This window comes from Martelella sp. FOR1707 (assembly GCF_053484265.1).
On the sequence record NZ_JBAKFP010000005.1, the window covers coordinates 262,529 to 287,874 of the forward strand.

A 25,346-nucleotide genomic window follows, 5' to 3' on the forward strand; every position below is an offset into this window, starting at 1 on the left:
CGCCGGACGAAAGCCTATCCAGCGCCAGAAGCGCCTCCCCCAATACCTAAAATGCATCCGAAAACTATTTTAAGTTTGATGTAAAAATTGAATTATGTCAGGTTACACTTCAACGGCTTATCATGGCGACATGCTTAGACTAGACTGCCCGCGTGGGCACGAGGGGCGTTGCCTGAGGCCGAAGACGAATTCCGCAGGAATCGCAAACAACAGATAGGGGACATCTATGAAACTCAGCACTTTCCTGAAAGGCGGCGTCATGGCGCTCGCGATCGGCGCTGCCGGCGTTGCGCATGCTGATCCGGTCAAGGTCGGCGTCATCACCACGCTTTCGGGCGGCGGCGCGTCGCTCGGCGTCGACAGCCGCGACGGCTTCATGCTGGCGCTGAAACAGGCGGGCGATGCCGCTTCCGAGGTCGAGGTCGTGGTCGAGGACGACCAGCAGAAGCCGGACGTCGCCGTCCAGATCGCCGACAAGATGATCCAGTCCGACAAGGTCGACGTGCTGACCGGCATCGTCTGGTCGAACCTCGCGATGGCGGTGGTGCCGTCAGCGGTGGCGCAAGGCAAGTTCTATCTTTCGACCAACGCCGCGCCCTCGCAGCTCGCGGGTGCGGGCTGCAACCCGAAATATTTTGCGGTCAGCTACCAGAACGACAATCTTCACGAGGCTGCCGGCGCCTATGCAAGCCAGGAAGGCATCGAGAAGATCTTCATCATGGCCCCCAACTATCCGGCGGGCAAGGATTCGCTCACCGGCTTCAAGCGCTTCTATGACGGCGAGGTGGTCAGCGAAGTCTACACCCAGCTTGGCGCCACCGATTACGCCTCCGAGATCGCCCAGATCCGCGACAGCGACGCCGATGCGGTGTTCTTCTTCCTGCCCGGCGGCATGGGCATTTCCTTCATGAAGCAATATGCCGAATCCGGCGTCGACAAGCCGCTGATCGGCCCGGCCTTCAGCTTCAGCCAGGATATTCTGCCGGCCATGGGCGAAGCCGCGATCGGCGTCAAGAACACCTCCGACTGGTCGCCGGACCTCGACAATGAGGCCAACAAGGCTTTCGTTGAAGGTTTCGAGGCCGAATATGGCCGTCTGCCCTCGCTCTATGCGGCCCAGGCTTATGACACCGGCAATCTGCTATTGTCGGCGATCGCCGCAGCGGACGTCACCGACGCCGATGCCTTCCAAAAGGCGCTTGCCGCAGCCGATTTCGACAGCGTGCGCGGCAATTTCAAGTTCGGCCCGAACCAGCATCCGATCCAGGATTTCGTGATCCGCGAAGTGGTTGATGACAATGGCGTGCTGACCAACAAGCTTGTCGGCACCGTGATGACCGATCACGCCGACGCCTACGCCGCCGAGTGCAAGATGTAAGGTCTTTTCCAGACCGCATGCCGTCCGGCGTTCAAGCGTCGGACGGCGTCTTCATTTTTCGCGAAGGAGGAGCGTGTGTCGCTCTTGGTCGAGCAGGCTTTGAACGGCCTGCAATACGGCATGATGCTGTTTTTGATGGCAGCCGGCCTGACGCTGGTGTTCGGGGTCATGGGGCTCATCAATCTTGCCCATGGTTCGCTGTTCATGATCGGCGCCTTTGCCTGCGCCTTCGTGGCTGCGGCAACGGGGCACTACTGGCTCGGCCTTGCCGCAAGCCTGCTGGTTTCCGCCGGCGTCGGCGCGCTGATCGAGGTCGGCGTGATCCGCAAGCTCTATGGCCGCGATCATCTGGATCAGGTTCTGGCGACCTTCGCGCTGATCCTGGTGTTTTCCGAAGGCACGCGCTGGGTCTTCGGCTCGTTCCCGCTCTATCTCAACCTGCCGGAGCTCCTGTCGGGCGCGGTCACGCTGCCGGGCGGGCTGCAATATCCGATGTTCCGGCTGGTGATTATTCTCTTCGGTGCGGCGGTTGCCATCGGCCTCTGGCTCTTGATCGGCCGCACGCGTCTCGGCATCCGCATTCGCGCCGGCGAGGCCGACCGCGAGATGATTGCAGCCCTCGGCGTTGATATCGCGAAGCTCTACACCATCGTTTTCGCGCTCGGTGCAGCACTTGCCGGCTTTGCCGGCGCGCTGGTCGGCTCCATCCAGTCGGTGCAGGTCGGCATGGGCGAGCCGGTGCTGATCCTCGCCTTCGTGGTCGTCGTCATCGGCGGCATCGGCTCGATCAAGGGCGCGCTGATCGGCGCGCTTCTGGTCGGCATGACCGATACGCTCGGCAAGGCGCTGCTGCCGGGCCTGTTTGCCGCACTTGGCGGCGGTTCGGGCGCCAATGCCATGGCCGCCACCGTCGCATCGATGCTGATCTATATCCTGATGGCCGTGGTTCTGGTGATCCGCCCGCAGGGCCTGTTCGAGGCGAAAGCATGACCCGCGAAACCATCATCAATCTCGCAATCTTCGTTGCCCTCATCGCATTCGCCATCGGCGCGCATCTGATGGGCAACGGCTTTGCCGTGACGCTTGCCACCAAGGCGGCGATCTTCGCGCTCGCCGGCGTCGGGCTCAATCTCGCGCTCGGCTATGGCGGGCTGGTCTCGCTCGGCCATGCCGCCTTCTTCGGCATTGGCGGCTATGTCACCGGCATTCTGGCAAGCCATGCGATGTCGGGCACGCCGGTGCTGACCTTCCCCTTCACGCTCGCCGGCAGCAACGACATGCTCGGCATCTGGCCGATGGCGATGGTGGCGGGCGGTCTGCTGGCGCTTGCCATCGGCGCGCTGTCGCTTCGCACCACCGGCGTCTATTTCATCATGGTCACGCTCGCCTTCGCCCAGATGGTCTATTATTTCGCCGTGAGCTGGCCGCGCTATGGCGGCGAGGACGGGTTGAGCTTTTATGTCCGCAACAATTTTCCGGGCATGAACACCTTTGACCCGATCCAGTATTTTGCGATTTGCGCGGTACTTCTGGCGATCGCGCTGCTCTTCACCGCCGTCGTCACCCAGTCGCGCTATGGCCTGGCGCTGCAGGCGGCAAGGCAGAACCGCCAGCGCACAATGGCCGTCGGCATTAGGCCCTATGGCGTGCTTTTGGTCGCCTTCGTGCTCTCGGGCATGATCGTTGCGCTCGCCGGTTCGCTCTATGCCGATCTCAACCGCTTCGTCAGCCCGGCTATGCTCTCCTGGCACATGTCGGGCGAAATCATGGTGTTTGTTATCCTCGGCGGCGTCGGCAGGCTGTGCGGGCCGGTCGCGGGTGCTGCGATCTATATCCTGCTGGAGCATCTGCTCGGCGATGTCAGCGAATACTGGCAGGCGCTGCTCGGCCTGCTGCTTCTGGTGATCGTGATCTATTCGCCGGGCGGGCTGATCGGGCTGATTACGCGCCACCTGCCCGGGAGGAAGTTCCGCGATGCATGAGCCGATCCTGGAAATCACCGGCCTTCGCAAAGCCTATGGGGCGCTCACCGTCACCGACGATGTCAGCCTCACCCTGATGCCCGGCGAGATCCATGCGCTGATCGGGCCGAACGGCGCCGGCAAGTCGACGCTCATCAAGCAGATCGTCGGCGAGGTCCGGCCCGATCACGGCACGATGCGGTTCGAGGGGCAGGTGATCGACGACCTCGATGCCGCCGCCCGGGCCCGGTTGGGTCTGGCGCGCAGCTTTCAGGTCTCCTCGGTGATTGCGGATTTCACGGTGCTGCAGAATGTCATGCTCGCTGTCGCAGGCGCCTCGGGCCGGGTGTTCCGCTTCCATATCCCGGCACTTTCCGACCGCAAGCTCACCGAGCCGGCGCTGTTTCATATCGCCGAAGCCGGGTTGAAGGATCGCGCCAATGTCATCGCCTCCGCGCTCTCCCACGGCGAACGCCGCAAGCTCGAGATCGCGATGGCGCTCGCAATGCGCCCGCGCGCCTTCCTGCTGGACGAGCCGATGGCGGGCATGGGGCTGGAGGGCGGCCAGCAACTGACCGCCATGCTTGCGGAACTGAAACACGAGGCTCCGATCCTGCTGGTGGAGCACGATATGTACGCCGTCTTCGCGCTCGCCGACCGCATTTCGGTGCTGGTCTACGGCAAGATCATCGCCTCCGGCAGCGTCGCCGAAATCCGCGCAAACCCGGATGTCCGCCGGTCCTATCTCGGAGAAGAGGCATGAGCCGGCTTCTGGAACTGGAAAACGTCACGGCCGCCTATGGCGCGGTCAAGGCGCTGTTCGGCGTCTCGCTTGCCATGGACGAGGGCGAGGTCGTCGCCCTGATGGGGCGCAATGGCATGGGCAAGACCACCACGATCCGCTGTATCAGCCGGTTGTTGCAGCATTCGGGAGGCCGTCTCAGCTTTGCCGGGAGTGACCTCAAGGGCGTCTCCGCGCCGAAGGTCGCCCAGCTCGGCGTTGGCCTTGTGCCGGAGGGGCGGCGCTGTTTCGCGCCGCTGACGGTTGCCGAAAATCTGGTCGTCGCCGCCCGTCCCGGGCCGTGGGATATTGAACGCGTCCAGACTTTGTTTCCGCGGCTGAAGGAGCGCATGCGCCAGACCTCGGCCACGCTCTCGGGCGGCGAGCAGCAGATGCTGGCGATCGGCCGCGCGCTGATGACCAATCCGCGCCTTCTGATCCTCGATGAGGCGACCGAGGGCCTTGCCCCGGTGGTGCGTCAGGAAATCTGGGCCGGCGTTCGCGCCCTGAAGGCGGAGGGTCTCTCGATCCTGCTGGTCGACAAGTCGCTGAAGGAAATCGTCTCCGTCGCCGACAGCGCGGTGATCATCGAGCGCGGCGAAACGGTCTGGCAGGGCGGCATCAATGCGCTGACGCCGGAGCTGACGGACCGGTATCTCGGCGTCTAGAGCGGCGGACAAATCGCAACAAACCTTGCCGCACAGCCCCCCAATCTTCTCGCCCCGGAGGGGAGAGCGACTGTCTTGGCGGTCAAGCGTTTTTCCATGGCTTTTGATCCCGGATTATGGCGTTCAGGATGGTGAGCAGTTTTCGCATGGTTGCCACGATGGCGACGATCTTGGGTTTTCCGGTGGCGACGAGGCGTTCACGGAAGGCCTTGAGAACGGGGTTGTGACGGCTGGCCACGAGCGCTGCCATGAAGAGCGCCGAGCGCACCTTGCCCCTGCCGCCGCCGGTGAAGCTCTTGCCTTTCCAAGAACCCGATTGTCGTGTCCAGGGCGCAAGGCCGGCAAGCGAGGCGATCTGCCGCCGGTCGAGACGACCGAGTTCGGGCATCTCGGCCAGGAGCGTGCGGGCTGTTGCAGGTCCCACCCCAGGCACCGAGGTCAGCAGGCCTTCGCGCACCCGCCACAGTGGCGATTTGCGGATGTGATCATCGAGATCGGCATCCAGGCTTTCCAGCTCGTGCCGCAGCGCACTCAGCAGACGCCTGATGCTCTTTTGCGTCTCTTTGGCCAGCGCCATGCGTGCCCGGTTTTCCTCGGCCACGATCATCTGCACGATCTGCCGACGACGCGCCACCAGCGCCGACAGCGCCTGCGTCTCGGCGTCCTCGAGCGGACGAAGCGCGGGTCTGGTGGCCATTACGAAGGCGGCGATCAAACCCGCATCGATCAGATCTGTCTTGGCTTTGCGGCCGATCGCGTGGGCATAGGCGCGAACCTGGGCCGCGTTGACCACGATGACGGGCAGCCCCGCTGACGACAGCCCCGCCACAGCAGGCGTCTCGAAACCGCCCGTCGCTTCCAGCGCAACGACGTCGGCCTTGACTGACTGCAGGCGCGCTATCAGCTCGTCAATCCCGGCTTGTGTGTTGACCACCGCAAACGCCAGGCCAGACGGCGCCACGGCCACATCCAGACGATCTTTCGAAACATCGATTCCAACCACGATATCCATCTTCACCCATCCTTGCTTAAACGGACTTTGCTTGCGCAAGCGGCCCTGGCGACTGTTCGGGTTCGATGGAACGGCGGATGGAACCCCTTGCTCTCCCACGGGCTTGGCGTCCCGGATGCCGTTCGGCTTTCCATCCGCCACCGCGGGCGAAACAATATCACACGTGGTGGAATTCAAGTTACAAGATGTCGCGAAAGCGACAGTGAGGGGGGAGAATATCAACGCGAACGTCCGTGCAATTTGAAATGCCGCGCCACCCTCACTGCCCCTTGCGGGGCATCTCTCCCGCCAGCGGGAGAGAGTATCGGGAGCGAGCCGGTCGTTCCGTCAAAAACAAATCGCTCCAGCGCTTGATTTTCGCTTCCCGCCCGCCTTCAATGCGGCCGAACGCTTCCAATTCCGCCTGAAGGGTTCTAGGTAACACCTATCGCCCCACCCCATAGTCAGGGAGCACACTGATATGAACACCCTCATCGCCAAGCTCAGGGAAACGGCCGAGCGCGACAACGCCACCGATCTGCGCGCGGCCTTTGCCGCCGATCCGGAGCGGTTTTCGAAATTCAGCGTCTCCTTCGAAGATCTGCTGATGGATTTTTCCAAGTCCGCGGTCAACGACGAGATCCTCGATCTGCTGGTGGAGCTCGCCGACGAGGCCGGCGTTGCCGAAAAGCGCGCGGCGATGTTTGCCGGCGAGAAGATCAACATCACCGAGGACCGCGCCGTGCTGCACACGGCGCTCAGGAACCGCGCCAACACGCCGGTGATGGTTGACGGCAAGGACGTGATGCCGGATGTCAACGAGGTGCTGGAGGCCATGGGCGATTTCGCCGAGGGCATCCGCACCGGCGCCATTCGCGGCGCCACCGGCAAGCCGTTCACCGATGTCGTCAATATCGGCATTGGCGGGTCCGATCTCGGCCCGGCGATGACCACGCTGGCGCTCGCCCCTTTCCATGACGGGCCGAGGCTGCATTACGTCTCCAATGTCGACGGCGCCCATATCGCCGACACGCTGAAGGGGCTCGATCCGGCGGCGACGCTGATCATCGTCGCCTCCAAGACCTTCACCACGATCGAGACCATGACCAATGCCAAGACGGCGCGCAAGTTCATCGCCGGGGCACTTGGCGAGGAAGCGGTCGCGCATCATTTCTGCGCGGTGTCGACCGCGCTCGACAAGGTCGCCGATTTCGGCATCGATCAGTCGCGCGTCTTCGGCTTCTGGGACTGGGTCGGCGGGCGCTATTCGATCTGGTCGGCGATCGGCCTGCCGCTGATGATCGCGATCGGCGAGAAGAATTTCGGAAAATTCCTCGATGGCGCCCATGCGATCGACAATCATTTCCGCGAGGCCCCGGCTAAGGAAAACCTGCCTTTCCTGCTCGGGCTGGTCGGCTTCTATCAGCGGGTGATCCTCGATTATCCCTCTCGCGCGGTGATCCCCTACGACCAGCGGATGTCGCGCTTTGCCGCCTATCTCCAGCAGCTCGACATGGAAAGCAACGGCAAGTCGGTGACGATCGGCTCCGAACATGTGACGACGCCGACCGGGCCGATCGTCTGGGGCGAGCCCGGCACCAACGGCCAGCATGCCTTCTTCCAGCTTCTGCATCAGGGCACCAACATCATCCCGATCGAATTCATGATCGCCGCCAATGGGTTCGAGAGCGATCTGAGGCACCAGCACCAGTTGCTGATGGCCAATTGCCTCGCCCAGTCGGAAGCGCTGATGAAGGGCCGTTCGCTGGAGGAGGCGAAGGCCCAGCTTCTCGACAAGGGGATGGATGCCGGAAAGGCCGAGAAGATCGCGCCGCACCGGGTGTTTTCCGGCAACCGCCCGTCGATCACCTTCGTCTATGACAGTCTGACGCCCTACGCGCTCGGCCGCCTGATCGCGCTTTACGAGCACCGCGTGTTCGTGGAAGGCGTGCTGTTCGGCATCAACTCCTTCGACCAGTGGGGCGTGGAACTCGGCAAGGAACTCGCCACCGGGCTTCTGCCGGTTGTCGCGGGCAAGGAAAGCGCCGAAGGGCATGATTCCTCGACCAAGGGCCTGGTTGCGGCGCTGCTGGAAGCGGCGAAGTAGCGGGCGCCTTCGCCCAAGCTGAAAGGCCGCGCCCTCATCCGGCCTTCGGCCACCTTCTCCCCAAGGGGAGAAGGGGAATATGGCGGCACCTGCTTTGTCGCTTGTTCTGAAAACGCTGCGGAGTTCCCGTCTCCCTGCCTTTGAGGGGGAGATCGGTAGAGGCGAGGTCTCGTGTCACGGCTATTTATGCCCAGACGGAAAAAATGTTTGGTATTTATTCCGAATTGACCCCGCGCCCTTTGCCGCTAGAGTGGCGACAACGAAAATTCCAGTGACAGGGATGGTGGATTCATGGCCCGCATCGAGAAACACGGCCTTGCCTATGACAAGGCGCTTTATGATTTCCTGACCGAAAAGGTGTTGCCCGGCACCAATGTCGACGCCGATGCCTTCTTCGAGGGGTTTTCCGCGATTGTGAGCGACCTCGCGCCGAAGAACCGCGCATTGCTGAAAACCCGCGATGCGATGCAGGAAAAGCTCGACGCCTGGTATAAGGAAAACGGCGCGCCGGCCGACATGGCGGCCTATGAGGCGTTTCTGCGCGAGATCGGTTATATTCTGCCTGAAGGCGAGGATTTCGCCGTCGAGACCGAGAATGTCGACCCGGAAATCACCACCATTGCCGGCCCGCAGCTGGTCGTGCCGGTGATGAACGCGCGCTATGCGCTGAACGCGGCCAATGCCCGCTGGGGCTCGCTCTATGACGCGCTCTACGGCACGGATGCGATCGCCGAGGATGACGGCGCGGAAAAGGGCAGGGGATATAACCCGAAGCGCGGGGCGAAGGTCATCGCCTGGGCCAAGGATTTCCTGGACAAGAACATTCCGCTTGCTGGTGGCAAATGGGCCGAAGTCACCGGCTTCGGTTATGATGGCGGCGCGCTGATCGTGAAGACGGCAGCCGGTGAAACCGGCCTTGCCGATCCGGCGCAATATGCCGGTTTCAAAGATGAGGAGGGCGATGCCTTCCGGCTCTATTTCGTCAACAACAACCTCCACGCCATGGTCTTCGTCGATCCTGACAGCATGATCGGCAAGGACGATCCGGCGGGCATCGGCGATATCGCGCTCGAATCGGCCATCACCGCGATCATGGATTGCGAGGATTCCGTCGCCGCTGTCGATGCCGAGGACAAGGTGCTTGCCTATTCCAACTGGCTCGGCCTGATGAAGGGCGACCTGACGGAGGAGGTTACCAAGGGCGGCAGGACATTTACCCGCAAGCTTGCCAAGGACATCGCATTCACCGGCGCCGATGGCGCGCCGAAGACGCTTCCCGGCCGTTCGCTGATGCTTATGCGCAATGTTGGTCACCTGATGACCAATCCGGCGATCCTCGACAAGGACGGCCGCGAGGTGCCGGAGGGCATCATGGATGCCGCCGTCACCGCGCTGATCGCGCTCTACGACATTGGCGAAAACGGCCGCCACATGAATTCGCGCGCGGGATCCATGTATGTGGTCAAGCCGAAGATGCACGGGCCCGAAGAGGTCGCCTTCGCGTCGGAACTGTTCGGCCGCGTCGAAAAGATCGTCGGCATGAAGCCGAATACGATGAAAATGGGGATCATGGACGAGGAGCGCCGCACCACGGTCAACCTCAAGGAGTGCATCCGGGCGGCGAAGGACCGGGTCGTGTTCATCAATACCGGCTTCCTCGACCGCACCGGCGACGAGATCCACACCTCGATGGAAGCCGGCCCGATGATCCGCAAGGGCGACATGAAGGGTGCGCCCTGGATCGCGGCCTATGAGGACTGGAATGTCGATATCGGTCTCGAATGCGGCCTTGCGGGCCACGCCCAGATCGGCAAGGGCATGTGGGCGATGCCGGACCTGATGGCTGGCATGTTGGAAGCGAAGATTTCCCAGCCCAAGGCCGGCGCCAACACCGCCTGGGTGCCGTCGCCGACGGCGGCAACGCTGCATGCCACCCATTACCACGCCGTCAATGTCGCCAAGGTTCAGGAAAAACTGAAGGACCGCCCGCGCGCCAGCCTCACGGACATCCTCTCCGTTCCGGTGGCCGTGCGCCCGAACTGGAGCCCGGAGGAAATCCAGGCCGAGCTCGACAACAATGCGCAAGGCATTCTCGGCTATGTGGTGCGCTGGATCGACCAGGGCGTCGGCTGCTCCAAGGTGCCGGACATCAACGATGTCGGCCTGATGGAAGATCGCGCCACGCTGCGCATCTCCTCCCAGCACATGGCGAACTGGCTCTATCACGGCGTCGTCAGCGAGGAGCAGATCGTGGCGACCATGAAGAAGATGGCCGCCGTCGTCGACCGCCAGAACGAGGGCGATCCGCTCTACCGCCCGATGGCCGGTCATTTTGATGAATCCATAGCCTTCCAGGCCGCGCTCGATCTGGTGCTGAAGGGCCGAGAACAGCCTAACGGCTATACCGAACCGGTTCTGCACAAACGCCGTCTGGAGCTGAAGGCGAAGGACGCGGGCTGAGAGACGGCTCGAAACGTAAATGACGGGGGCTCTGCCCAGCCGCATAGCCCCCCAATCTTCTCGCCCCGGAGGGGAGAGATGTCGCGAAAGCGACAGTGAGGGGGGAGTCCATCCCCGCGATCGCCCTTACGATTCGAAACGCTGCACCACCCTCACTGCCCCTTTCGGGGCATCTCTCCCTCCAGCGGGAGAGAATATAGGAAGCAAGCTGCTACGCCAAATGCGATAACCCTGCCCTCAAGGGGAGAGATTAAAAAGGTGTCACGCCACCGCTGGAAATGACCGCGTCGTCGGCGCCTCGCCCAACGAAACAACCCACTGTTTTCCATCAGCAATCGCTCAAAAAATGCCTTTCGCACACGTCACAATTTGGGCGTGAACTGCGCGCCATTGTCGCCGCGCTGTCAACGTGCAGAAAGGAAAACACTCATGAAAATGCGTTCACTTGTCTATGCGGGGCTGGCGGCCTCGGTGGTTGGCGTGCTTTCGCTCCAGACCACGGCTTCGGCGGCCGAAGTGCTCGATACCGGCGCCACCTGGAATGCGGCCTGCAACGCCGCCATGACCTGCCGGCTGACAACCAGCGACCTGCCGGCCAATGACGGCGGTCTGGCGATCCCCTCCTTCGTGCGCACCAGTGGCGCGAAGTCGCCGGTCATGATGGTGCTGCCGACGATTGACGGCTGGGACACGCTTGCCAAGGATGGCAAGTTCACCATTTCGGTCGATGGCGAGGAGATTTCCTCCATCAAGGTCAGCCAGCTCAAGCAGGATGACGACGAGGGCGGCTATGTGACCACCGATCCGAAGATCGTTCAGCCGGTGCTGGCGGCGGCAAAGGTCGGCGAGGACGAAATCATGGTGACCTATGAAGGGCCGGAAACCCAGGAAGTGGCCACTGCCGACCTCACCGGCTTCCGCGAAAGCCTCGAATGGCTGGCCCAGCAGCAGCACCGCGGCTCCTGAAACCGCTTGTCTCTCGTGCAAACCAACCCTACATCGCACAACGAGCCTTGTGCGGTGTAGGACGCAAGGCTGGCCTGTCGCGGAGCCGACCATGCTGATAGATGCCGCCCGCCGGGCGCTTTACGATCTGATCGACCCGAAGATGCGCGCCATCCTGTGGAAGGTGCTCGGCCTCTCCCTGCTCTGCCTGATCGGGTTATGGGTCGCGATCCGCAGCCTGTTCATGTGGCTTGCCGTTCCCTGGCTTCAGAACCTGTTTCCGACCATGCCGGAATGGACCGGCTGGATCACCTTCGTGTTGCTGATCTTCGCCGCGGTAGGGCTGGCGCTCGGTCTCGCGCTGTTGATGGCGCCGGTCTCCGCGCTGGTCGCCGGCATCTTTCTCGACGAAGCGGCCGAGCATATCGAGCGCAATCACTATCCCGACGATCCGCCGGGCGAGGCGCTGCCGGTGTTTGCCGCGATGAAGGAGGCGCTCGCCTTTCTCGGCGTCGTCATTGTCGGCAATATCTTCGCCCTGCTGCTCCTGCTGGTGCCGGGCGTCAATCTCATCGCGTTCTTCATTGTCAACGGCTATCTGCTCGGCCGCGAGTTCTTCGAATTCGCGGCGATGCGGTTCATGGGGCCGCCCGAGGCCAGGGCCTTCCGGCGCAAGCGCGGATTGACGGTGTTCCTCGCGGGCCTGATCGTCGCCGGCTTCGTGGCGATCCCGATCGTCAATCTCGCGACCCCGCTCTTCGCCACGGCATTCATGATGCACCTCTTCAAGCGCATGGATCCGGCAAAGCCGTGATTCGTGCGGAAAAATGATTTCCATTCGCAACAAACTGCGAAGATTTCGCGCTTGAATCGAAGCCTGCGAGCCGCTATGACATTTTCATACCACGAAAACGCAGGAGCGCGCGATGAGCCGTATCGTCTATCTCAACGGAGAATGGCTGCCCGAGGAAGAGGCCAAGGTCTCAATCTTCGATCGCGGCTATGTCTTTGCCGACGCGATTTACGAGGTCACCTGCGTGCTGGACGGCAAGCTGCTCGACTATGACGGTCATGCCGCGCGGCTGAAGCGCTCGACCAAGGCGATCGGCATCGCCATGCCGACCGATGACGACACGCTGCTTGCGCTGCATCGTGAGATCGCCAAACGCAACGACATGACCGAGGGGCTGATCTATCTGCAGGTCTCGCGCGGCAACCCGGGCGACCGCGACTTCATGTTCGAAAAGGACATGACGCCGACCTTCTCGATGTTCACCCAGAAGAAGAATGTGCTCGGCGCGGCGACGGGCAAGAACGGCATCACCGTGATCACGGTGGAGGATCTGCGCTGGGGCCGCTGCGACATCAAGACCGTGCAGCTTCTCTATCCGAGCCTTGCCAAGATGGAGGCCCATGACAAGGGCGCCGACGATGCCTGGATGGTCAAGGATGGCTTCATCACCGAGCAGACCTCGGCAACCGCCTATATCGTGACTGGGGACGGCGTGGTCGTCACCCGCCCGCTTTCGCGCGAAATCCTGCCGGGCATCACCCGCGCCACCGCGCTCGAAATCGCCGCCCGCAACGGCTTCAAGGTGGAAGAGCGCGCCTTCACGGTGGAAGAGGCGAAGGCCGCGAAGGAAGCCTTCTACACCTCCGCCAGCAATTTTGTGACCCCGGTCATCGCGATCGACGGCCACAAGATCGGCGACGGCAAGCCGGGCGAAATCAGCCTGAAGCTGCGCGAGCTCTATATCGAAGACCGGCGGGCGAACGCGATCTGATCGGGCGGTTGCCTGCAGCCGCGCTGCCGGATCTCTTCATGCCTATGGCGACCTCGGTTTGTTGACAAACCTTTCCTTACACGGGGCGTCATCCTCGTGCTTGACACGAGGATCCAGGCAACACGGCAAGGGATCGCAACAAGTCTGCTGAAATTCAATGGCCTGGATGTCCGGGTCAGGTCCGAGCATGACTCCTTTGGGGGAACGCCAGTGCAGACGTCACCCACGCATGCAAGGGTTTTTCAGCAGTCTGAGGCCGCTATGTCCATGGCGGCCTTTTTGATATGCGATCATGTCGCATTCAGGCCTGAACCGATCGCGTCGCGGGCGGATGATGCAGGTTCGTAGCAAAGCCTGGGAGGAAGACATGGCAAGTGCATCGAACCGCGGCGTGATATTTCAGGGCGCCGGAAAAGTGACTGTCGAAACGATCGATTTTCCGAAACTGGCGCTGGGAGAACGCCGGTGTGATCACGGCGTGATCCTGAAGATCCTGACCACCAATATCTGCGGCTCCGACCAGCACATGGTGCGCGGCCGCACCACCGCGCCCAAGGGCCTCGTGCTCGGCCATGAGATCACCGGCCAGGTGATCGAGTGCGGCCGCGATGTCGAGTTCATCAGCGTCGGCGACATCGTTTCGGTGCCGTTCAACATTGCCTGCGGGCGGTGCCGCAACTGCAAGGAGGGCAAGACCGGCATCTGCCTCAACGTCAATCCGTCGCGCCCGGGTGCCGCCTATGGCTATGTCGATATGGGCGGCTGGGTCGGCGGGCAGGCCGAATACGTCATGGTGCCCTATGCCGATTTCAACCTGCTGAAATTTCCCGACCGTGAGCAGGCGATGGAGAAGATCACCGACCTGACGCTGCTCTCCGATATCTTTCCGACCGGCTTTCATGGCTGCGTGACGGCGGGCGTGGGGCCCGGCTCGATCGTCTATATCGCCGGCGCCGGGCCGGTGGGTCTCGCCGCCGCGGCCTCCGCGCGGCTTCTGGGGGCTGCCTGCGTCATCGTCGGCGACATGATCCCGGAGCGCCTGCAACAGGCGAAAAGCTTCGGCTGCGAGGCCATAGACCTCAGGCAGGATGCGACGCTGGGAGATATGGTGGCCGAGATCACCGGCACGCCGGAGGTGGATGCCTTTGTCGATTGCGTCGGCTTCGAGGCCCATGGCTGCGGCCATGATCATAGCCATGAACAGCCCGCGACCGTGCTGAATTCGGCCATGGACCTGACCCGCGCCGGCGGCCAGATCGGCATTCCGGGGCTTTATGTTACCGAGGATCCGGGTGCGGCGGACAAGGCGGCGCAGAAGGGTTCGCTCAGCCTGCGCTTCGGCCTTGGCTGGGCCAAGTCGCACTCCTTCCACACCGGCCAGTGCCCGGTGATGCGCTATAACCGGGCGCTGATGCAGGCGATCCTGTATGGCCGGGTGGATATCGCCAAGGCGGTGAATGTCGAACTCATCACTCTCGACGATGCTCCTCGCGGCTATGCCGATTTCGATGGCGGGGCGGCGAAGAAATTCGTCATCGACCCGCATGGCATGGTCGCCGCCTGAAAAACTGGCGGAGACCGGCTCACCCGATCGGCACCAGCGGCGCCGGCATCTCGGAGGTCTTTTCCGCCGCCTTGCAGATGTCGGCGATCACGCAGGCCGGACAGTCGGGCTTGCGGGCCTTGCAGACATAGCGGCCGTGCAGGATCAGCCAGTGGTGGGCGTGGAACAGGTATTCGTCCGGGATCACCCGTTCCAGCTTCGCCTCCACCTCGTCCGGCGTCTTGCCGGGCGCAAGGCCGATCCGGTTGGCGATGCGGAAGATATGGGTGTCGACCGCGATCGTCGCATGGCCGAATGCCATCGACATCACCACATTGGCGGTCTTGCGGCCGACGCCGGGGAGCGTGACGAGTTCCTCGCGGGATCTCGGCACCTCGCCGCCGAAATCGTCGATCAGCTTCCGGCTCATCGCGATCACGTTCTTGGCCTTGTTGCGGTAAAGGCCGATGGTCTTGATATGGGCAATCAGCCGTTCCTCACCGAGGTCCAGCATCTGCTGCGGCGTCTCGACTTCGGCAAACAGCGCGCGGGTCGCCTTGTTGACGCCGACATCGGTGGCCTGGGCGGAAAGGGCGACGGCCACCAGCAGCGTGAACGGGTTGGTGTGTTCCAGTTCGCCCTTCGGCTCCGGCCGCTGGACAGAGAAGCGGCGGAAGATCTCGCGGATCTCCGCCTCGCTATAGGCGCTTGGCCGCGTGCGATTTGACTTTTTGCGCCTTTGGGTGCTGACTGTGGTTCTGGTTTTTGTCATTTTTTCAATCTGGCTCGACGCGCAATGACCGAAGCGCTTGATGACAGGCCGGTCTTTTCGGCTGAACTTTTCCCCCATCGCTCCTTGGGGCGCAAGGGTTTTCGCGTGCTGCTCATGCTCGCGGCCCTCGGCTTCGTGCCGAACGTGCTCTATTTCACCGTCCACGGCGCCTGGCCGATCGCGCTTTACTGCCTTGCAGCCTTTGCCGGTCTCTATGCCGCCTTGCGGCTGTCCTACCGCAGCGCGCTCGAGCGCGAGCATGTCCGGGTGTCGCGGCTGGAGATATCCGTCACCAAGGTGACGCCGGCGGGTAAGCGGCTCGAGGCGCATTACAATCCGTTCTGGGCGCGCTTCACCGTCGACCGCCACGAGGAATTCGGCATCACGCAGATGGCGCTTGCCGGCGAGGGGCGGCGGACCGAGATCGGCGCTTTCCTCAATCCCGATGACCGCGAGAGCTTCGCCAGGGCGTTCCGGCAGGCGCTCGCCACCGTGAAACAGCGCATTTGAGCGCCTCTGGCAAGAATCGGGTGGCGGCGCGCGTGAAAACCGTGCTTCCTGCCGTGACGAAGGAGCACGAAGCCGATGAACGCCTTATTTGAAACCATATCCGACAGCGCCGTGGAAACCACGCCCTGCGGGACCGATTACGACACGGTGCGTAGCGTCATTACCATGATCAGCGAGGATTATCGCGAACAGCCGGGGCTCGAGACCATCGCCGAGCGGCTCGGCATGTCGCCGACCGGGCTGCAGAAGACCTTCACCCGCTGGGCCGGCCTGTCGCCCAAGGCGTTTTTACAGGCGATCACGCTGGACCACGCCAAGGAACTGCTCGGCAAGGAGCGGCTTCCGGTGCTCGACACCTCCTATGAACTCGGTCTGTCCGGCCCCGGTCGGCTGCACGATCTGTTTGTCACCCACGAGGCGATGTCGCCGGGCGAATGGAAGAGCGGCGGCGAGAGCCTGGTGATCCGTTACGGCTTTCATGCCTCGCCCTTCGGCCGGTCGCTGCTGATGATCACCGATCGCGGCCTTGCCGGCGTCGCCTTTGCCGATCCCGGCGAGGAGCGCACCGCTTTCGAGGACATGACTGCGCGCTGGCCCAATGCGACCTATATAGAAGACGAGCCGGCGACCGCGGTCTATGCGCGGCGGATATTCGACCCGAAGGAATGGTCCTCGGACCGGCCGCTCAAGGTCGTTCTGATCGGCACGGACTTTCAGATACAGGTCTGGGAAAGCCTCCTGAAGATACCCTTCGGCAAGGCAAAGTCCTATTCCGAGATCGCATCCGAGATCGGCCGGCCCAATGCCTCGCGCGCCGTCGGCGCCGCGATCGGGCGAAACCCGGTCTCCTTCGTCGTTCCCTGCCATCGCGCGCTCGGCAAGTCCGGCGCCCTGACCGGCTATCACTGGGGCGTGACCCGCAAACGGGCGATGCTCGGCTGGGAGGCCGGCAAGGCGTGAGCGCCGCGCTTGACCGAAACGGATATTTCAGCCGAACCGGTTGCCGTTTCGGTCCTTCGTTTCCATATCCTTCCTTGACTTTGAAAAGTCCCGCTTGCGATAGTCGCCGGGAAACGACCGCCCTTGCATGGCGGGCCGATGTCTGCGAACAGTCATGAACGCATCACCGCGACCCGCTATCATCGCGGGAGCGCCGCGACGACTTCGGCGGAACAGGATTGCGGCCGGCCTTATGGGCCGCGCCATAGAAGGAAGGATGAGGATAATGGCTTCCAAGCTAGACCAATTGCGCGAGATGACCACGGTCGTTGCCGATACCGGCGATATCCGCGCTGTCGAGAAACTGAAACCGGTCGATTGCACCACCAATCCCTCAATCGTGCTGAAGGCGCTGTCCACCGACATGTTCGACGATGCCTTCGACGCGGCGATCAAATGGGGCAAGGAACAGGGCGGCGCCAAGGATGACGTCGTCGCCGCCGTCGCAAGCCGGCTCGCCATCGATGTCGGCGCGGCGCTGGTGAATCTCGTCCCCGGCCGGGTGTCTACCGAGGTTGACGCCGACCTGTCTTTCGATACCGAGGCTTCGGTCGCAAAGGCCCGCGAGATCATCAAGGCCTATGAGGAGCGCGGCATCGGCCGCGAGCGCATCCTGATCAAGCTCGCCTCCACCTGGGAAGGCATCCGCGCCTGCGAAATCCTGCAGAAGGAAGGCATCGACTGCAATCTGACGCTGCTGTTCGCAAAGTGCCAGGCGATCGCCTGCGCCGATGCCGGCGCCTTCCTGATCTCGCCCTTCGTCGGCCGTATCCTGGACTGGTACAAGAAGGACACCGGCGAGACCTACACCTCGGAAACCGATCCGGGCGTTGTGTCGGTGCGTTCGATCTACAATTACTACAAGGCCAACGGCATCAAGACCGTGGTCATGGGCGCTTCTTTCCGCAATACCGGCGAGATCGAAGGCCTTGCCGGCTGCGACCGGCTGACGATCTCCCCGAACCTCCTGGAAGAACTCGCCGCCGACGAGGGCAAGCTGGAGCGCAAGCTGACGCCCGATGTCTTTGAGGCCGAAGACAAGATCGAGATGGACGAGAAGACCTTCCGCTGGATGATGAACGAGGACCCGATGGCGACCGAAAAGCTTGCCGAAGGCATCCGCAATTTCGCCAAGGACCTCGGAAAACTGCGCACGCTGGTGGCGGAAAAGCTCGACGCCTGAAGTTTTTTACAAAAAAATGACGCTATCAACCCGGCCTCGCGGCCGGGTTTTTTATTGCCCGAAACAGCGCCGGAAGGCTTGTAAACGGTGGCGTCAATACTGATTTAATCAGTTGATTTATAATGGAAATTGTTGCGCGCTTCAGGCCGCTCTGTTCTGAAAAATGGAGCGGCATCAAAGACTTCGGAGTGGACCGTCAACAAAAAAACGACGCAGCGGCTCTAAAATGAAGACTTGTTAATCAACTGATTAAATCCCATCTCCCGGTCATCAAACGACACAATGATGATCAAAGGAGTTTCATCATGAACAAGTTCGCAGCAACCGCCGCCCTGGTCTCCGCTCTCGCAGCAGCCCCCGCGGCCTTCGCCATCCAGCCGTCCGCCGTTCCGGATACCGGCACGCTTTCCAAGGCACCGGTCGGCTCAACGGTTCAGATCAACAGCACCGACAATTTCGGCGACCGCTACGTGAACTATTTCCGCGTGGCCGATGACGGTTCGCTCAAGCTGGTCGATCAGGTTCGCCAGAGCAACGACTGAAACAACCAATAATCGCGCGCCGGAAAACGGCGCAGCATCCGACTGAAATACCCAAGGAGTATTCATCATGAACAAGTTCGCAGCAACCGCCGCTCTGGTCTCCGCTCTCGCAGCAGCCCCCGCGGCTTTCGCCATCCAGCCTTCGGCAGTTCCGGACACCGGCACGCTCTCCAAGGCCCCGGTCGGCTCCACGGTCCAGATCAATGGCACCGACAATTTCGGCGACCGCTATGTCAACTTCTTCCGCGTGACCGATGACGGCTCGCTGCAGCTGGTCGACCAGGTTCGCCAGAGCAACGACTAAGAAAAGCAGGGCGCCGGCGCCGGCAGTGGCGCCGCACCCCTCTCAAGGAGTAACAACAATGAAAAAGATCGCAGCAACCGCCGCCTTGGTCTCAGCTCTCGCAGCAGCCCCCGCGGCCTTCGCCATCCAGCCTTCGGCCGTTCCGGACACCGGCACGCTTTCCAAGGCTCCGGTCGGCTCGACGGTTCAGATCAACAGCACCGACAAGTTCGGCGACCGCTACGTGAACTATTTCCGCGTGGCCGATGACGGCTCGCTCAAGCTCGTTGACCAGGTTCGCCAGAGCGACGACTGACGCGTCAGATAACCCGTGCGCGTCGGTCTCCGGCGTCGCACGCTTTCAGGAGCAATGGCAATGACAAGGTTCACGGTCCCCTCAGCCCTGGTCCTTTTGCTGGCCACCGCGCCGGCGGCCTTCGCTCTCCAGCCCTCGGCGATCCCGATGGACGGTTTGCGGATGATGGTGTCCGCCGGCAGCGTCGACATTGAAAGCGCCGAGCCCTTCGACGCCGCGGAAAGCGCCCGAATGACTGCCAGCGACGAGGCCCAGCAGCCCGTCGACTGAAATCGAGCAAAATGCGGCTTTCGCCGTTAGCGCCGTCGAAGCCCGACATTGGCTGCAATGCCCGAGGTGACTTGCCCCCCTACACCTCAACATGGCCCCGGTTTTCCGGGGCCTTTTTTGTCATGTGCCGGCGTTGCCGGAACGCGTCCGGCCCTCGCATCAGCGCCACACCCAATCCAAGTTTCTGAAAATCATTTTCATGAAGTCATTTTTTTAGCGAAAGTTTGTTGACGTTTCGGCTTTCTTGTCTCAGTCTGAAGAAAATAAATTACGAAAATGTTGGGAACAGTCCTCCATGAAGGTCGCTATTATCGGACTCGGTTTCCGTCTGGGTTATCTTGGCGCGGTGTTTTCCGAATTGGACCCCGATTTCGAGATCGTGGGCTATGTGGATCCGGCGCCCGCCGGGCTCGAAACGCTTGAAAAAGACGGCATTTCTCCCGGCAAGGCGTATGAGACGCCTGAAGCGCTGATCGAAAACGAGACCTTCGATCTCTTGATGATCGGCTCGCCCAATTTCATGCATCTCGACCATATCCGCATCGGGCTGGAGGCGGGACTGACCGTTTTCACCGAAAAGCCGATCGTGATGAGTATCGAGGAAAGCTACGCGCTCGCGGCCCTCCTCCATACCTATGGCCACGACCGGCTGCTGGTCGGCCTCGTGCTGCGCTATTCCCCGCTCTACCGCGATTTGCGCGCCGCCCAGGCCGATGGCCGGCTGGGCGATGTGGTCTCGATCGAGGCGTCGGAGCATATCGCGCCCTATCACGGCGCGTTCTTCATGCGCGACTGGCGGCGCAACACGCGCTATTCCGGGCCGTTCATGCTGGAAAAATGCTGCCACGACCTCGACCTCTACAATGGCGTCGTCGGCGCGCGGCCGCGTTATGTCGCAAGCTTCGGCGGCCGCAAGAGCTTCACGCCGGCCAATGCGCCCCAGGGCGCCGGCGCCAATGATATCGAGGTCTATCACCGCAAGCCGAGCGGCTGGATGGGATCGGACAAGGTGTTCGACAGCGACGGCGACATCATCGATTACCAGACCGCAACCGTCGAATATGAAAACGGCGTCGCCATGACGTTTCACACCAATCTGAATGTGCCCGACGAGTTCCGCCGCTTCTGCGTGATCGGCGCGAAGGGCATGGCGGAGGGCGATTTCGTGCGCGGCTTCCTCGATGTCCATGATGCCCGTACCGGCGAGAAGACCGTGTCGCGCACCTATTCCGCCCCATCCGAACGCTCGCAGCATTACGGCGCGGACGAGCAGATGGCCGAGGACGTGATCGCCCATATCACCCGCGGCGCGGCCCTGCCGGTCTCCGCGCTCGACGCCATCGAGGCCGGCATTCTGGCGCTCGCCATGGATGAGGCCCGGCGCGAGCGCAAGGTCATCGACCTCGCGCCGATCTGGGCGCGCTATGACGCGCTGCTTCACGGCGAGACCGTCGAAGCGAAAGCCGCAGGCTGAGGGGGACCGGGATGGATACCAAACGCTCAGCCGTCATTTTCGCCTGGCTCCTTCTCGCCCCCGCCCTGATCTATATCCTGCTGATCGTTGCCTATCCGCTGCTCGACACGATCAACCTCTCCTTCACCGATGCTTCGCTGAAGCGGACCTATGACTGGGTCGGGCTGGAGAATTATTTCAAGATCTTCGAGCGCGGCTTCGGCGAGGTGATCCTGCGCACCTTTATCTGGACCTTCTTCTCGGTTGCCGCGAAAATGGTGATCGGCGTGTTCGGTGCCGTGCTTTTGAGCGCCGCCGTGCCAGGCCGCACGCTTTTCAGAGTGCTGACCATGCCGCCATGGATCGTGCCGATGGCGATCGGCATCTTCATGTGGGGTTGGATGTATAACGGCCAGTTCGGCATGATTTCCGGCCTGTTGCAGCGCTTCGGCCTGCTTGATGGCCCGTTCCCGATTCTCGCCACCGGTACGTCGGCCTTCATCGCCACCATCGTCACCGATGTCTGGATCGGCGTGCCGATGGTCACGATCTACATGCTGGCCGCCGTCCAGTCGATCCCGGCCGATCTCTACGAGGCCGCCTGGACCGATGGCGCCGGCCGCTTCTACCGCTTCCGCCGCATCACCCTGCCGCTGATCGTGCCGGCCCTGGTGACGATGTCGATGATCTCGCTGATTTCGACCTTCAACTCCTTCGACATCATCTGGATCCTGACCAAGGGCGGCCCGTCGAATGCCACCACGACCATGATCATCGACACCTACAAGGTCGCGATCGGCTCCTACAAGTTCGGCGCCGGTGCGGCGCGTGCGGTGCTGATCTGCATCTTCCTGTCGATCTTCTGCTTCGTCTATTTCCGCGCCGTCAGCCGCTTTTCCGGGGAGGCCGCACGATGAAACCCACCGCCCGCATCCATCATTACAAATGGTACGAGCTGATCGGCGTCTATGCCGGGCTCGCCGTGTTTCTCGCCTTCGTGCTGGCGCCGTTCTTCGAGGGCTTCATGGTGTCGCTGAAGCCGCTCAACCACCTGTTTTCCGCGCCCTACAAGTTCTGGCCGGAAGATCCCTCGCTTGCCGCCTATTTCGACATGTGGGAGCGGGTGCCGCTGCTCGGGCGCTATATCTTCAACTCGATCCTGATCGCCGGCATCGGCACGGCGCTTTCGGTGATCTTCGTGACGCCGGCGGCCTATGCCTTCGCGCGCTTCGAGTTCAAGGGCCGCGGGCCGCTGCTCGGCGCGTTTCTGGCAGTCAACATGTTCTCCGGCGCGGTGCTGTTGATCCCGCTCTTCCGTCTGATGCGCTCCTTCGGGCTGATCAACACCTATTTCGCGATGATCGTGCCCGGCGTCGCCTTCACCATCCCGACCGGCATCTGGCTGCTTCGAACCTATATGCTGCGCATCCCGCGCGAACTGGAGGAAGCGGCGCTGGTCGATGGCGCGAGCCGGTTCTACACCTTCCGCCGGGTGATCGTGCCGCTCGCCATGCCCGGCATCGCCGTGATCGCGATCGCCGCCTTCCTGACGATCTACGCTCAGCAGTTCATCTTCGCGCTGACCTTCAATTCCAAGACCGAATACATGCCGCTTCCGGTCGGGCTCTACGCCTTCTTCGGACGGCAGGAGGTGATCTGGAACGAGCTGATGGCAGCAAGCTTCGTCGGCATCCTGCCGGTGTTCATCGTGTTCCTGTTCCTTCAGCGCTACCTCGTCGCCGGCATGACGGCGGGCGCGGTGAAGACCTGACCCGGCGGTTTCGGCCGCCCACTGATTTGGCGATCGGGAGAACATGCGCTGCATGCGACCGCCAGTTTGAACGGCAGGGGTTTGACTGCCGAAACGCAAAGGCCCGCACCGTCCACGGGCGATCATCGACTGGACGAAAGATAGGGGAATTTGAAATGCCTGATCTGAAGAAACTCAGCCTCGGCGTCGCAACGCTCGCGCTTGTCGCCTCGGCCTCCGTCGCCTCCGCCGACGACAAGGTCGTCTCGATGATCCAGTGCGGCGACGAGCTCGCCGAAGGCTATGACGGCTTCATCGCCGAATGGGAAGAAAACAATCCCGGCTACAAGGTCGAGACCGAGGTTGTCGGCTGGGGCCAGTGCCAGGACAAGGCCACCAACCTCGCCGTTGCCGGCACGCCGATCGCGCTCGCCTATATGGGCTCGCGCACCCTCAAGCAGCTTTCCGAAAACGGCCTGATCGTGCCGATCCCGATGAGCGAGGAGGAAAAGGCCTCCTACTATCCGCACATCGTCGACACCGTCACCTTTGACGGCCAGCAGTGGGGCGTTCCGGTGGCCTTCTCCACCAAGGCGCTCTACTGGAACAAGGACCTGTTCGAACAGGCCGGCCTCGATCCGGAAACCCCGCCGAAGACCTGGCAGGAACTCTACGACATGGCCGCAACCATCAAGGAAAAGACCGGCACGCCCGGTTTCGGCCTGACCGCCAAGAGCTTCGACAACACCATGCACCAGTATCTGCACTGGGTTTACACCAATAACGGCCAGGTCATCGATGCCGACGGCAATATCGTGCTCGACAGCCCGCAGAACCTTGAGGCGCTGGAATGGTACGGCAAGATGGTGGACGTGTCGGAAGAAGGCCCGACGGCTTACGAGCAGGACGAGCTGACGCCGCTGTTCAACGACGCCCAGGTGGCCATGATCGAGCAGGGTCCGTGGGTGAGAAACCGCGTCAATGACGATCTCAACTGGGGCGTTGCGCTGTTGCCGGTTGGCCCGCAGGGCGAAGGCCCCGGCACGCTGCTGATCACCGACAGCATGGCCGTGTTCGACGGCTCCGGCGTGGAAGAACAGGCGATCAGCCTCGCCAAGTGGCTCACCAACCCGGAAAACCAGTTCTACTACGAAAAGACCCACGGCCTGACGCCGCTGCGTCCGGTGCCGGGCGTTGAGGAAATGGTGGCCGAGGATCCGACCTGGGCGCCCTTCCTCGACGGTATCGAGTTCGGCGGTCCGGAGCCGCTGTTCACCGACTACCAGGCGTTCCAGAACGCCATGGTCGACATGGTTCAGTCCGTCGTCATCGGTTCCGCCGAGCCGGCCGAGATCCTCTCCTCGACCGCGGCCGAGATCGAAGAGTACAAGTAAAACGACGGCCGCCCGGCGACCCCGCCGGGCGGCTTCCCATTTGCGGGTTGCCTGGAATGGCGGCCCGGATGCGGCAGGAGAGACCTCTTGGGACAGCTCAATCTCAAAAACATCTACAAGAATTACGGCATCTACGATGTCATCAAGGGCATCGATCTCGAGGTGCATGAGGGCGAATTCGTGGTTTTCGTCGGCCCGTCGGGCTGCGGCAAGTCCACGCTTCTGCGCATGATCGCCGGCCTTGAGGACATCACCTCCGGCGACATCACGATCGACGGCGAACGCGTCAACAATCTCGCCCCCGTCAAGCGCGGCATCTCGATGGTGTTCCAGTCCTATGCGCTCTATCCGCACATGACGGTCTACGAGAACATCGCCTTTCCGCTGCGCGTGCAGAAAATGGCCGAGCCGGAGGTGCGCGAGCGCGTCGAGGCGGCGGCGAATATCCTGCAGCTCGGCGAGCGCCTGCAGCAGAAGCCCGGCATGCTGTCCGGCGGTCAGCGCCAGCGCGTGGCGATCGGCCGCGCGATCGTGCGCAAGCCGAAGATCTTCCTGTTCGATGAACCGCTCTCCAACCTCGACGCGGCGCTGCGCGGCGAGATGCGCATCGAGCTGACCCGGCTGCACCACGACCTTGCGGCGACCATGATCTATGTGACCCATGACCAGGTCGAGGCCATGACCATGGCCGACCGGATCGTGGTCCTGAATGCCGGCGACATCGCCCAGGTCGGCGCGCCGCTTGAGCTTTACCACAAGCCGCAAAACCTGTTCGTCGCGGGCTTTATCGGCAATCCGCCGATGAATTTCCTGAAGGTGACCTGCACCGGCGCCGATCAATCGGGCGTCACCGTGGAATATGACGGCCAGACGCTCACCGTTCCGGTGGAGCCCCGCGACGGCCTTGTCGGCGAGACGCTGACGCTCGGCATTCGCCCGGAGCATACCGTGCTCGACGGCGGCGAACTTGCGATCACCATCAAGCCGACGGTGATCGAACGCCTCGGCATCAACACCATCGCCTATGCAGCGCTCGGCGAGGACAAGACCTTCTGCTCGCTGACTTCGGGCTCGGCCCCGGTGCGCGCCGACGTGGAGACCGTGATCGGCATCAACGCCGCCGACTGCCACCTGTTCGATGGCGACGGCAACGCGCTGGAGCGCCGCGTCGAGCTCAAGGATTTCGATTTCGAGAAAGTGCTGGCGCCCGAAGCCCAAGCCTGAGCCGGGCTCGGCCAGCGGCGCACCGCCGCTGG

25 protein-coding genes are annotated in these 25,346 nt (G+C 62.3%); 23 read left to right on the plus strand and 2 right to left on the minus strand.

Annotated features, from left to right (window positions below):
- Nucleotides 1–226 precede the first annotated feature (226 nt).
- From V6765_RS15495 to V6765_RS15515, 5 genes are all read left to right on the plus strand, one after another.
- The gene (locus tag V6765_RS15495; RefSeq protein WP_448430333.1) at nucleotides 227–1,378 is read left to right on the plus strand and encodes an ABC transporter substrate-binding protein; all 1,152 of its coding nucleotides are present in this window, start codon (nucleotides 227–229) and stop codon (nucleotides 1,376–1,378) included.
- 75 nt (nucleotides 1,379–1,453) lie between these two features.
- Nucleotides 1,454–2,368 (plus strand): branched-chain amino acid ABC transporter permease, encoded by a 915-nt coding sequence (locus tag V6765_RS15500; RefSeq protein ID WP_448430335.1) that lies wholly within the window; start codon nucleotides 1,454–1,456, stop codon nucleotides 2,366–2,368.
- Nucleotides 2,365–3,360, plus strand: a complete 996-nt coding sequence (locus V6765_RS15505) for a branched-chain amino acid ABC transporter permease (protein WP_448430337.1) — start codon at nucleotides 2,365–2,367, stop codon at nucleotides 3,358–3,360. The genes V6765_RS15500 and V6765_RS15505 overlap by 4 nt, the downstream gene beginning before the upstream one ends.
- Entirely contained in the window at nucleotides 3,353–4,102 is a 750-nt protein-coding gene (locus V6765_RS15510) for an ABC transporter ATP-binding protein (RefSeq protein ID WP_448430339.1), read from the plus strand. Before V6765_RS15505 ends, V6765_RS15510 begins: the two co-directional genes overlap by 8 nt.
- Nucleotides 4,099–4,788: an ABC transporter ATP-binding protein gene (locus V6765_RS15515; protein ID WP_448430341.1), complete on the plus strand. Its 690-nt coding sequence runs from the start codon at nucleotides 4,099–4,101 to the stop codon at nucleotides 4,786–4,788. Before V6765_RS15510 ends, V6765_RS15515 begins: the two co-directional genes overlap by 4 nt.
- Nucleotides 4,789–4,870: 82 nt before the next feature.
- On the opposite strand, the gene V6765_RS15520 is transcribed toward V6765_RS15515, so the two are convergent.
- A complete protein-coding gene (locus V6765_RS15520) occupies nucleotides 4,871–5,800 on the minus strand; it encodes an IS110 family transposase (protein ID WP_448430343.1) in 930 nt (309 codons plus the stop codon).
- A gap of 460 nt (nucleotides 5,801–6,260) precedes the next feature.
- Between V6765_RS15520 and pgi the strand changes: the two genes are divergently transcribed.
- The 6 genes from pgi to fdhA all read left to right on the plus strand — a co-directional run bounded on the left by pgi (nucleotide 6,261) and on the right by fdhA (nucleotide 14,639).
- Nucleotides 6,261–7,886, plus strand: coding sequence for a glucose-6-phosphate isomerase (gene pgi, locus V6765_RS15525; protein ID WP_448430345.1), 1,626 nt, complete (start codon nucleotides 6,261–6,263; stop codon nucleotides 7,884–7,886).
- Between the two features lie 291 nt (nucleotides 7,887–8,177).
- A complete protein-coding gene (locus V6765_RS15530) occupies nucleotides 8,178–10,346 on the plus strand; it encodes a malate synthase G (protein WP_448430347.1) in 2,169 nt (722 codons plus the stop codon).
- A gap of 429 nt (nucleotides 10,347–10,775) precedes the next feature.
- Complete coding sequence (locus V6765_RS15535) at nucleotides 10,776–11,312, plus strand: hypothetical protein (RefSeq protein ID WP_448430349.1); 537 nt, start codon at nucleotides 10,776–10,778, stop codon at nucleotides 11,310–11,312.
- Nucleotides 11,313–11,403: 91 nt separating this feature from the next.
- Entirely contained in the window at nucleotides 11,404–12,105 is a 702-nt protein-coding gene (locus V6765_RS15540; protein WP_448430351.1) for a sulfate transporter family protein, read from the plus strand.
- Nucleotides 12,106–12,217: 112 nt separating this feature from the next.
- Nucleotides 12,218–13,075 carry a D-amino-acid transaminase gene (locus V6765_RS15545; RefSeq protein WP_448430353.1) on the plus strand — a complete coding sequence of 286 codons (858 nt, stop codon included), beginning with the start codon at nucleotides 12,218–12,220 and terminating at the stop codon, nucleotides 13,073–13,075.
- A 367-nt stretch (nucleotides 13,076–13,442) separates the two neighbouring features.
- Nucleotides 13,443–14,639: a formaldehyde dehydrogenase, glutathione-independent gene (gene fdhA / locus V6765_RS15550; RefSeq protein WP_448430355.1), complete on the plus strand. Its 1,197-nt coding sequence runs from the start codon at nucleotides 13,443–13,445 to the stop codon at nucleotides 14,637–14,639.
- A 19-nt stretch (nucleotides 14,640–14,658) separates the two neighbouring features.
- Here fdhA and nth read toward each other — a convergent pair whose 3' ends face one another.
- Nucleotides 14,659–15,390: an endonuclease III gene (gene nth / locus V6765_RS15555; protein ID WP_448430357.1), complete on the minus strand. Its 732-nt coding sequence runs from the start codon at nucleotides 15,388–15,390 to the stop codon at nucleotides 14,659–14,661.
- Nucleotides 15,391–15,414: 24 nt separating this feature from the next.
- Here nth and V6765_RS15560 point away from each other — a divergent pair, with 24 nt between their 5' ends.
- From V6765_RS15560 to V6765_RS15615, 12 genes are all read left to right on the plus strand, one after another.
- Entirely contained in the window at nucleotides 15,415–15,900 is a 486-nt protein-coding gene (locus tag V6765_RS15560) for a DUF2244 domain-containing protein (RefSeq protein WP_448430359.1), read from the plus strand.
- Nucleotides 15,901–15,975: 75 nt separating this feature from the next.
- On the plus strand, nucleotides 15,976–16,860 hold the full coding sequence (locus V6765_RS15565; protein ID WP_448430361.1) for a methylated-DNA--[protein]-cysteine S-methyltransferase: 885 nt from the start codon (nucleotides 15,976–15,978) through the stop codon (nucleotides 16,858–16,860).
- A gap of 265 nt (nucleotides 16,861–17,125) precedes the next feature.
- On the plus strand, nucleotides 17,126–18,082 hold the full coding sequence (gene tal, locus V6765_RS15570) for a transaldolase (RefSeq protein WP_448430363.1): 957 nt from the start codon (nucleotides 17,126–17,128) through the stop codon (nucleotides 18,080–18,082).
- Nucleotides 18,083–18,387: 305 nt separating this feature from the next.
- Nucleotides 18,388–18,624: a hypothetical protein gene (locus V6765_RS15575; RefSeq protein ID WP_448430365.1), complete on the plus strand. Its 237-nt coding sequence runs from the start codon at nucleotides 18,388–18,390 to the stop codon at nucleotides 18,622–18,624.
- 67 nt (nucleotides 18,625–18,691) lie between these two features.
- On the plus strand, nucleotides 18,692–18,928 hold the full coding sequence (locus V6765_RS15580; RefSeq protein WP_448430367.1) for a hypothetical protein: 237 nt from the start codon (nucleotides 18,692–18,694) through the stop codon (nucleotides 18,926–18,928).
- Nucleotides 18,929–18,986: 58 nt separating this feature from the next.
- Nucleotides 18,987–19,223 carry a hypothetical protein gene (locus V6765_RS15585; protein WP_448430369.1) on the plus strand — a complete coding sequence of 79 codons (237 nt, stop codon included), beginning with the start codon at nucleotides 18,987–18,989 and terminating at the stop codon, nucleotides 19,221–19,223.
- A gap of 60 nt (nucleotides 19,224–19,283) precedes the next feature.
- On the plus strand, nucleotides 19,284–19,493 hold the full coding sequence (locus tag V6765_RS15590) for a hypothetical protein (protein ID WP_448430371.1): 210 nt from the start codon (nucleotides 19,284–19,286) through the stop codon (nucleotides 19,491–19,493).
- Between the two features lie 295 nt (nucleotides 19,494–19,788).
- Nucleotides 19,789–20,967 (plus strand): Gfo/Idh/MocA family protein, encoded by a 1,179-nt coding sequence (locus V6765_RS15595; RefSeq protein ID WP_448430373.1) that lies wholly within the window; start codon nucleotides 19,789–19,791, stop codon nucleotides 20,965–20,967.
- A gap of 11 nt (nucleotides 20,968–20,978) precedes the next feature.
- Nucleotides 20,979–21,863, plus strand: a complete 885-nt coding sequence (locus V6765_RS15600; protein ID WP_448430375.1) for a carbohydrate ABC transporter permease — start codon at nucleotides 20,979–20,981, stop codon at nucleotides 21,861–21,863.
- Nucleotides 21,860–22,717 (plus strand): carbohydrate ABC transporter permease, encoded by an 858-nt coding sequence (locus V6765_RS15605; protein WP_448430377.1) that lies wholly within the window; start codon nucleotides 21,860–21,862, stop codon nucleotides 22,715–22,717. Before V6765_RS15600 ends, V6765_RS15605 begins: the two co-directional genes overlap by 4 nt.
- Nucleotides 22,718–22,872: 155 nt before the next feature.
- Entirely contained in the window at nucleotides 22,873–24,090 is a 1,218-nt protein-coding gene (locus V6765_RS15610; protein WP_448430379.1) for an ABC transporter substrate-binding protein, read from the plus strand.
- Between the two features lie 87 nt (nucleotides 24,091–24,177).
- Complete coding sequence (locus V6765_RS15615; protein ID WP_448430381.1) at nucleotides 24,178–25,314, plus strand: ABC transporter ATP-binding protein; 1,137 nt, start codon at nucleotides 24,178–24,180, stop codon at nucleotides 25,312–25,314.
- Nucleotides 25,315–25,346 lie beyond the last annotated feature (32 nt).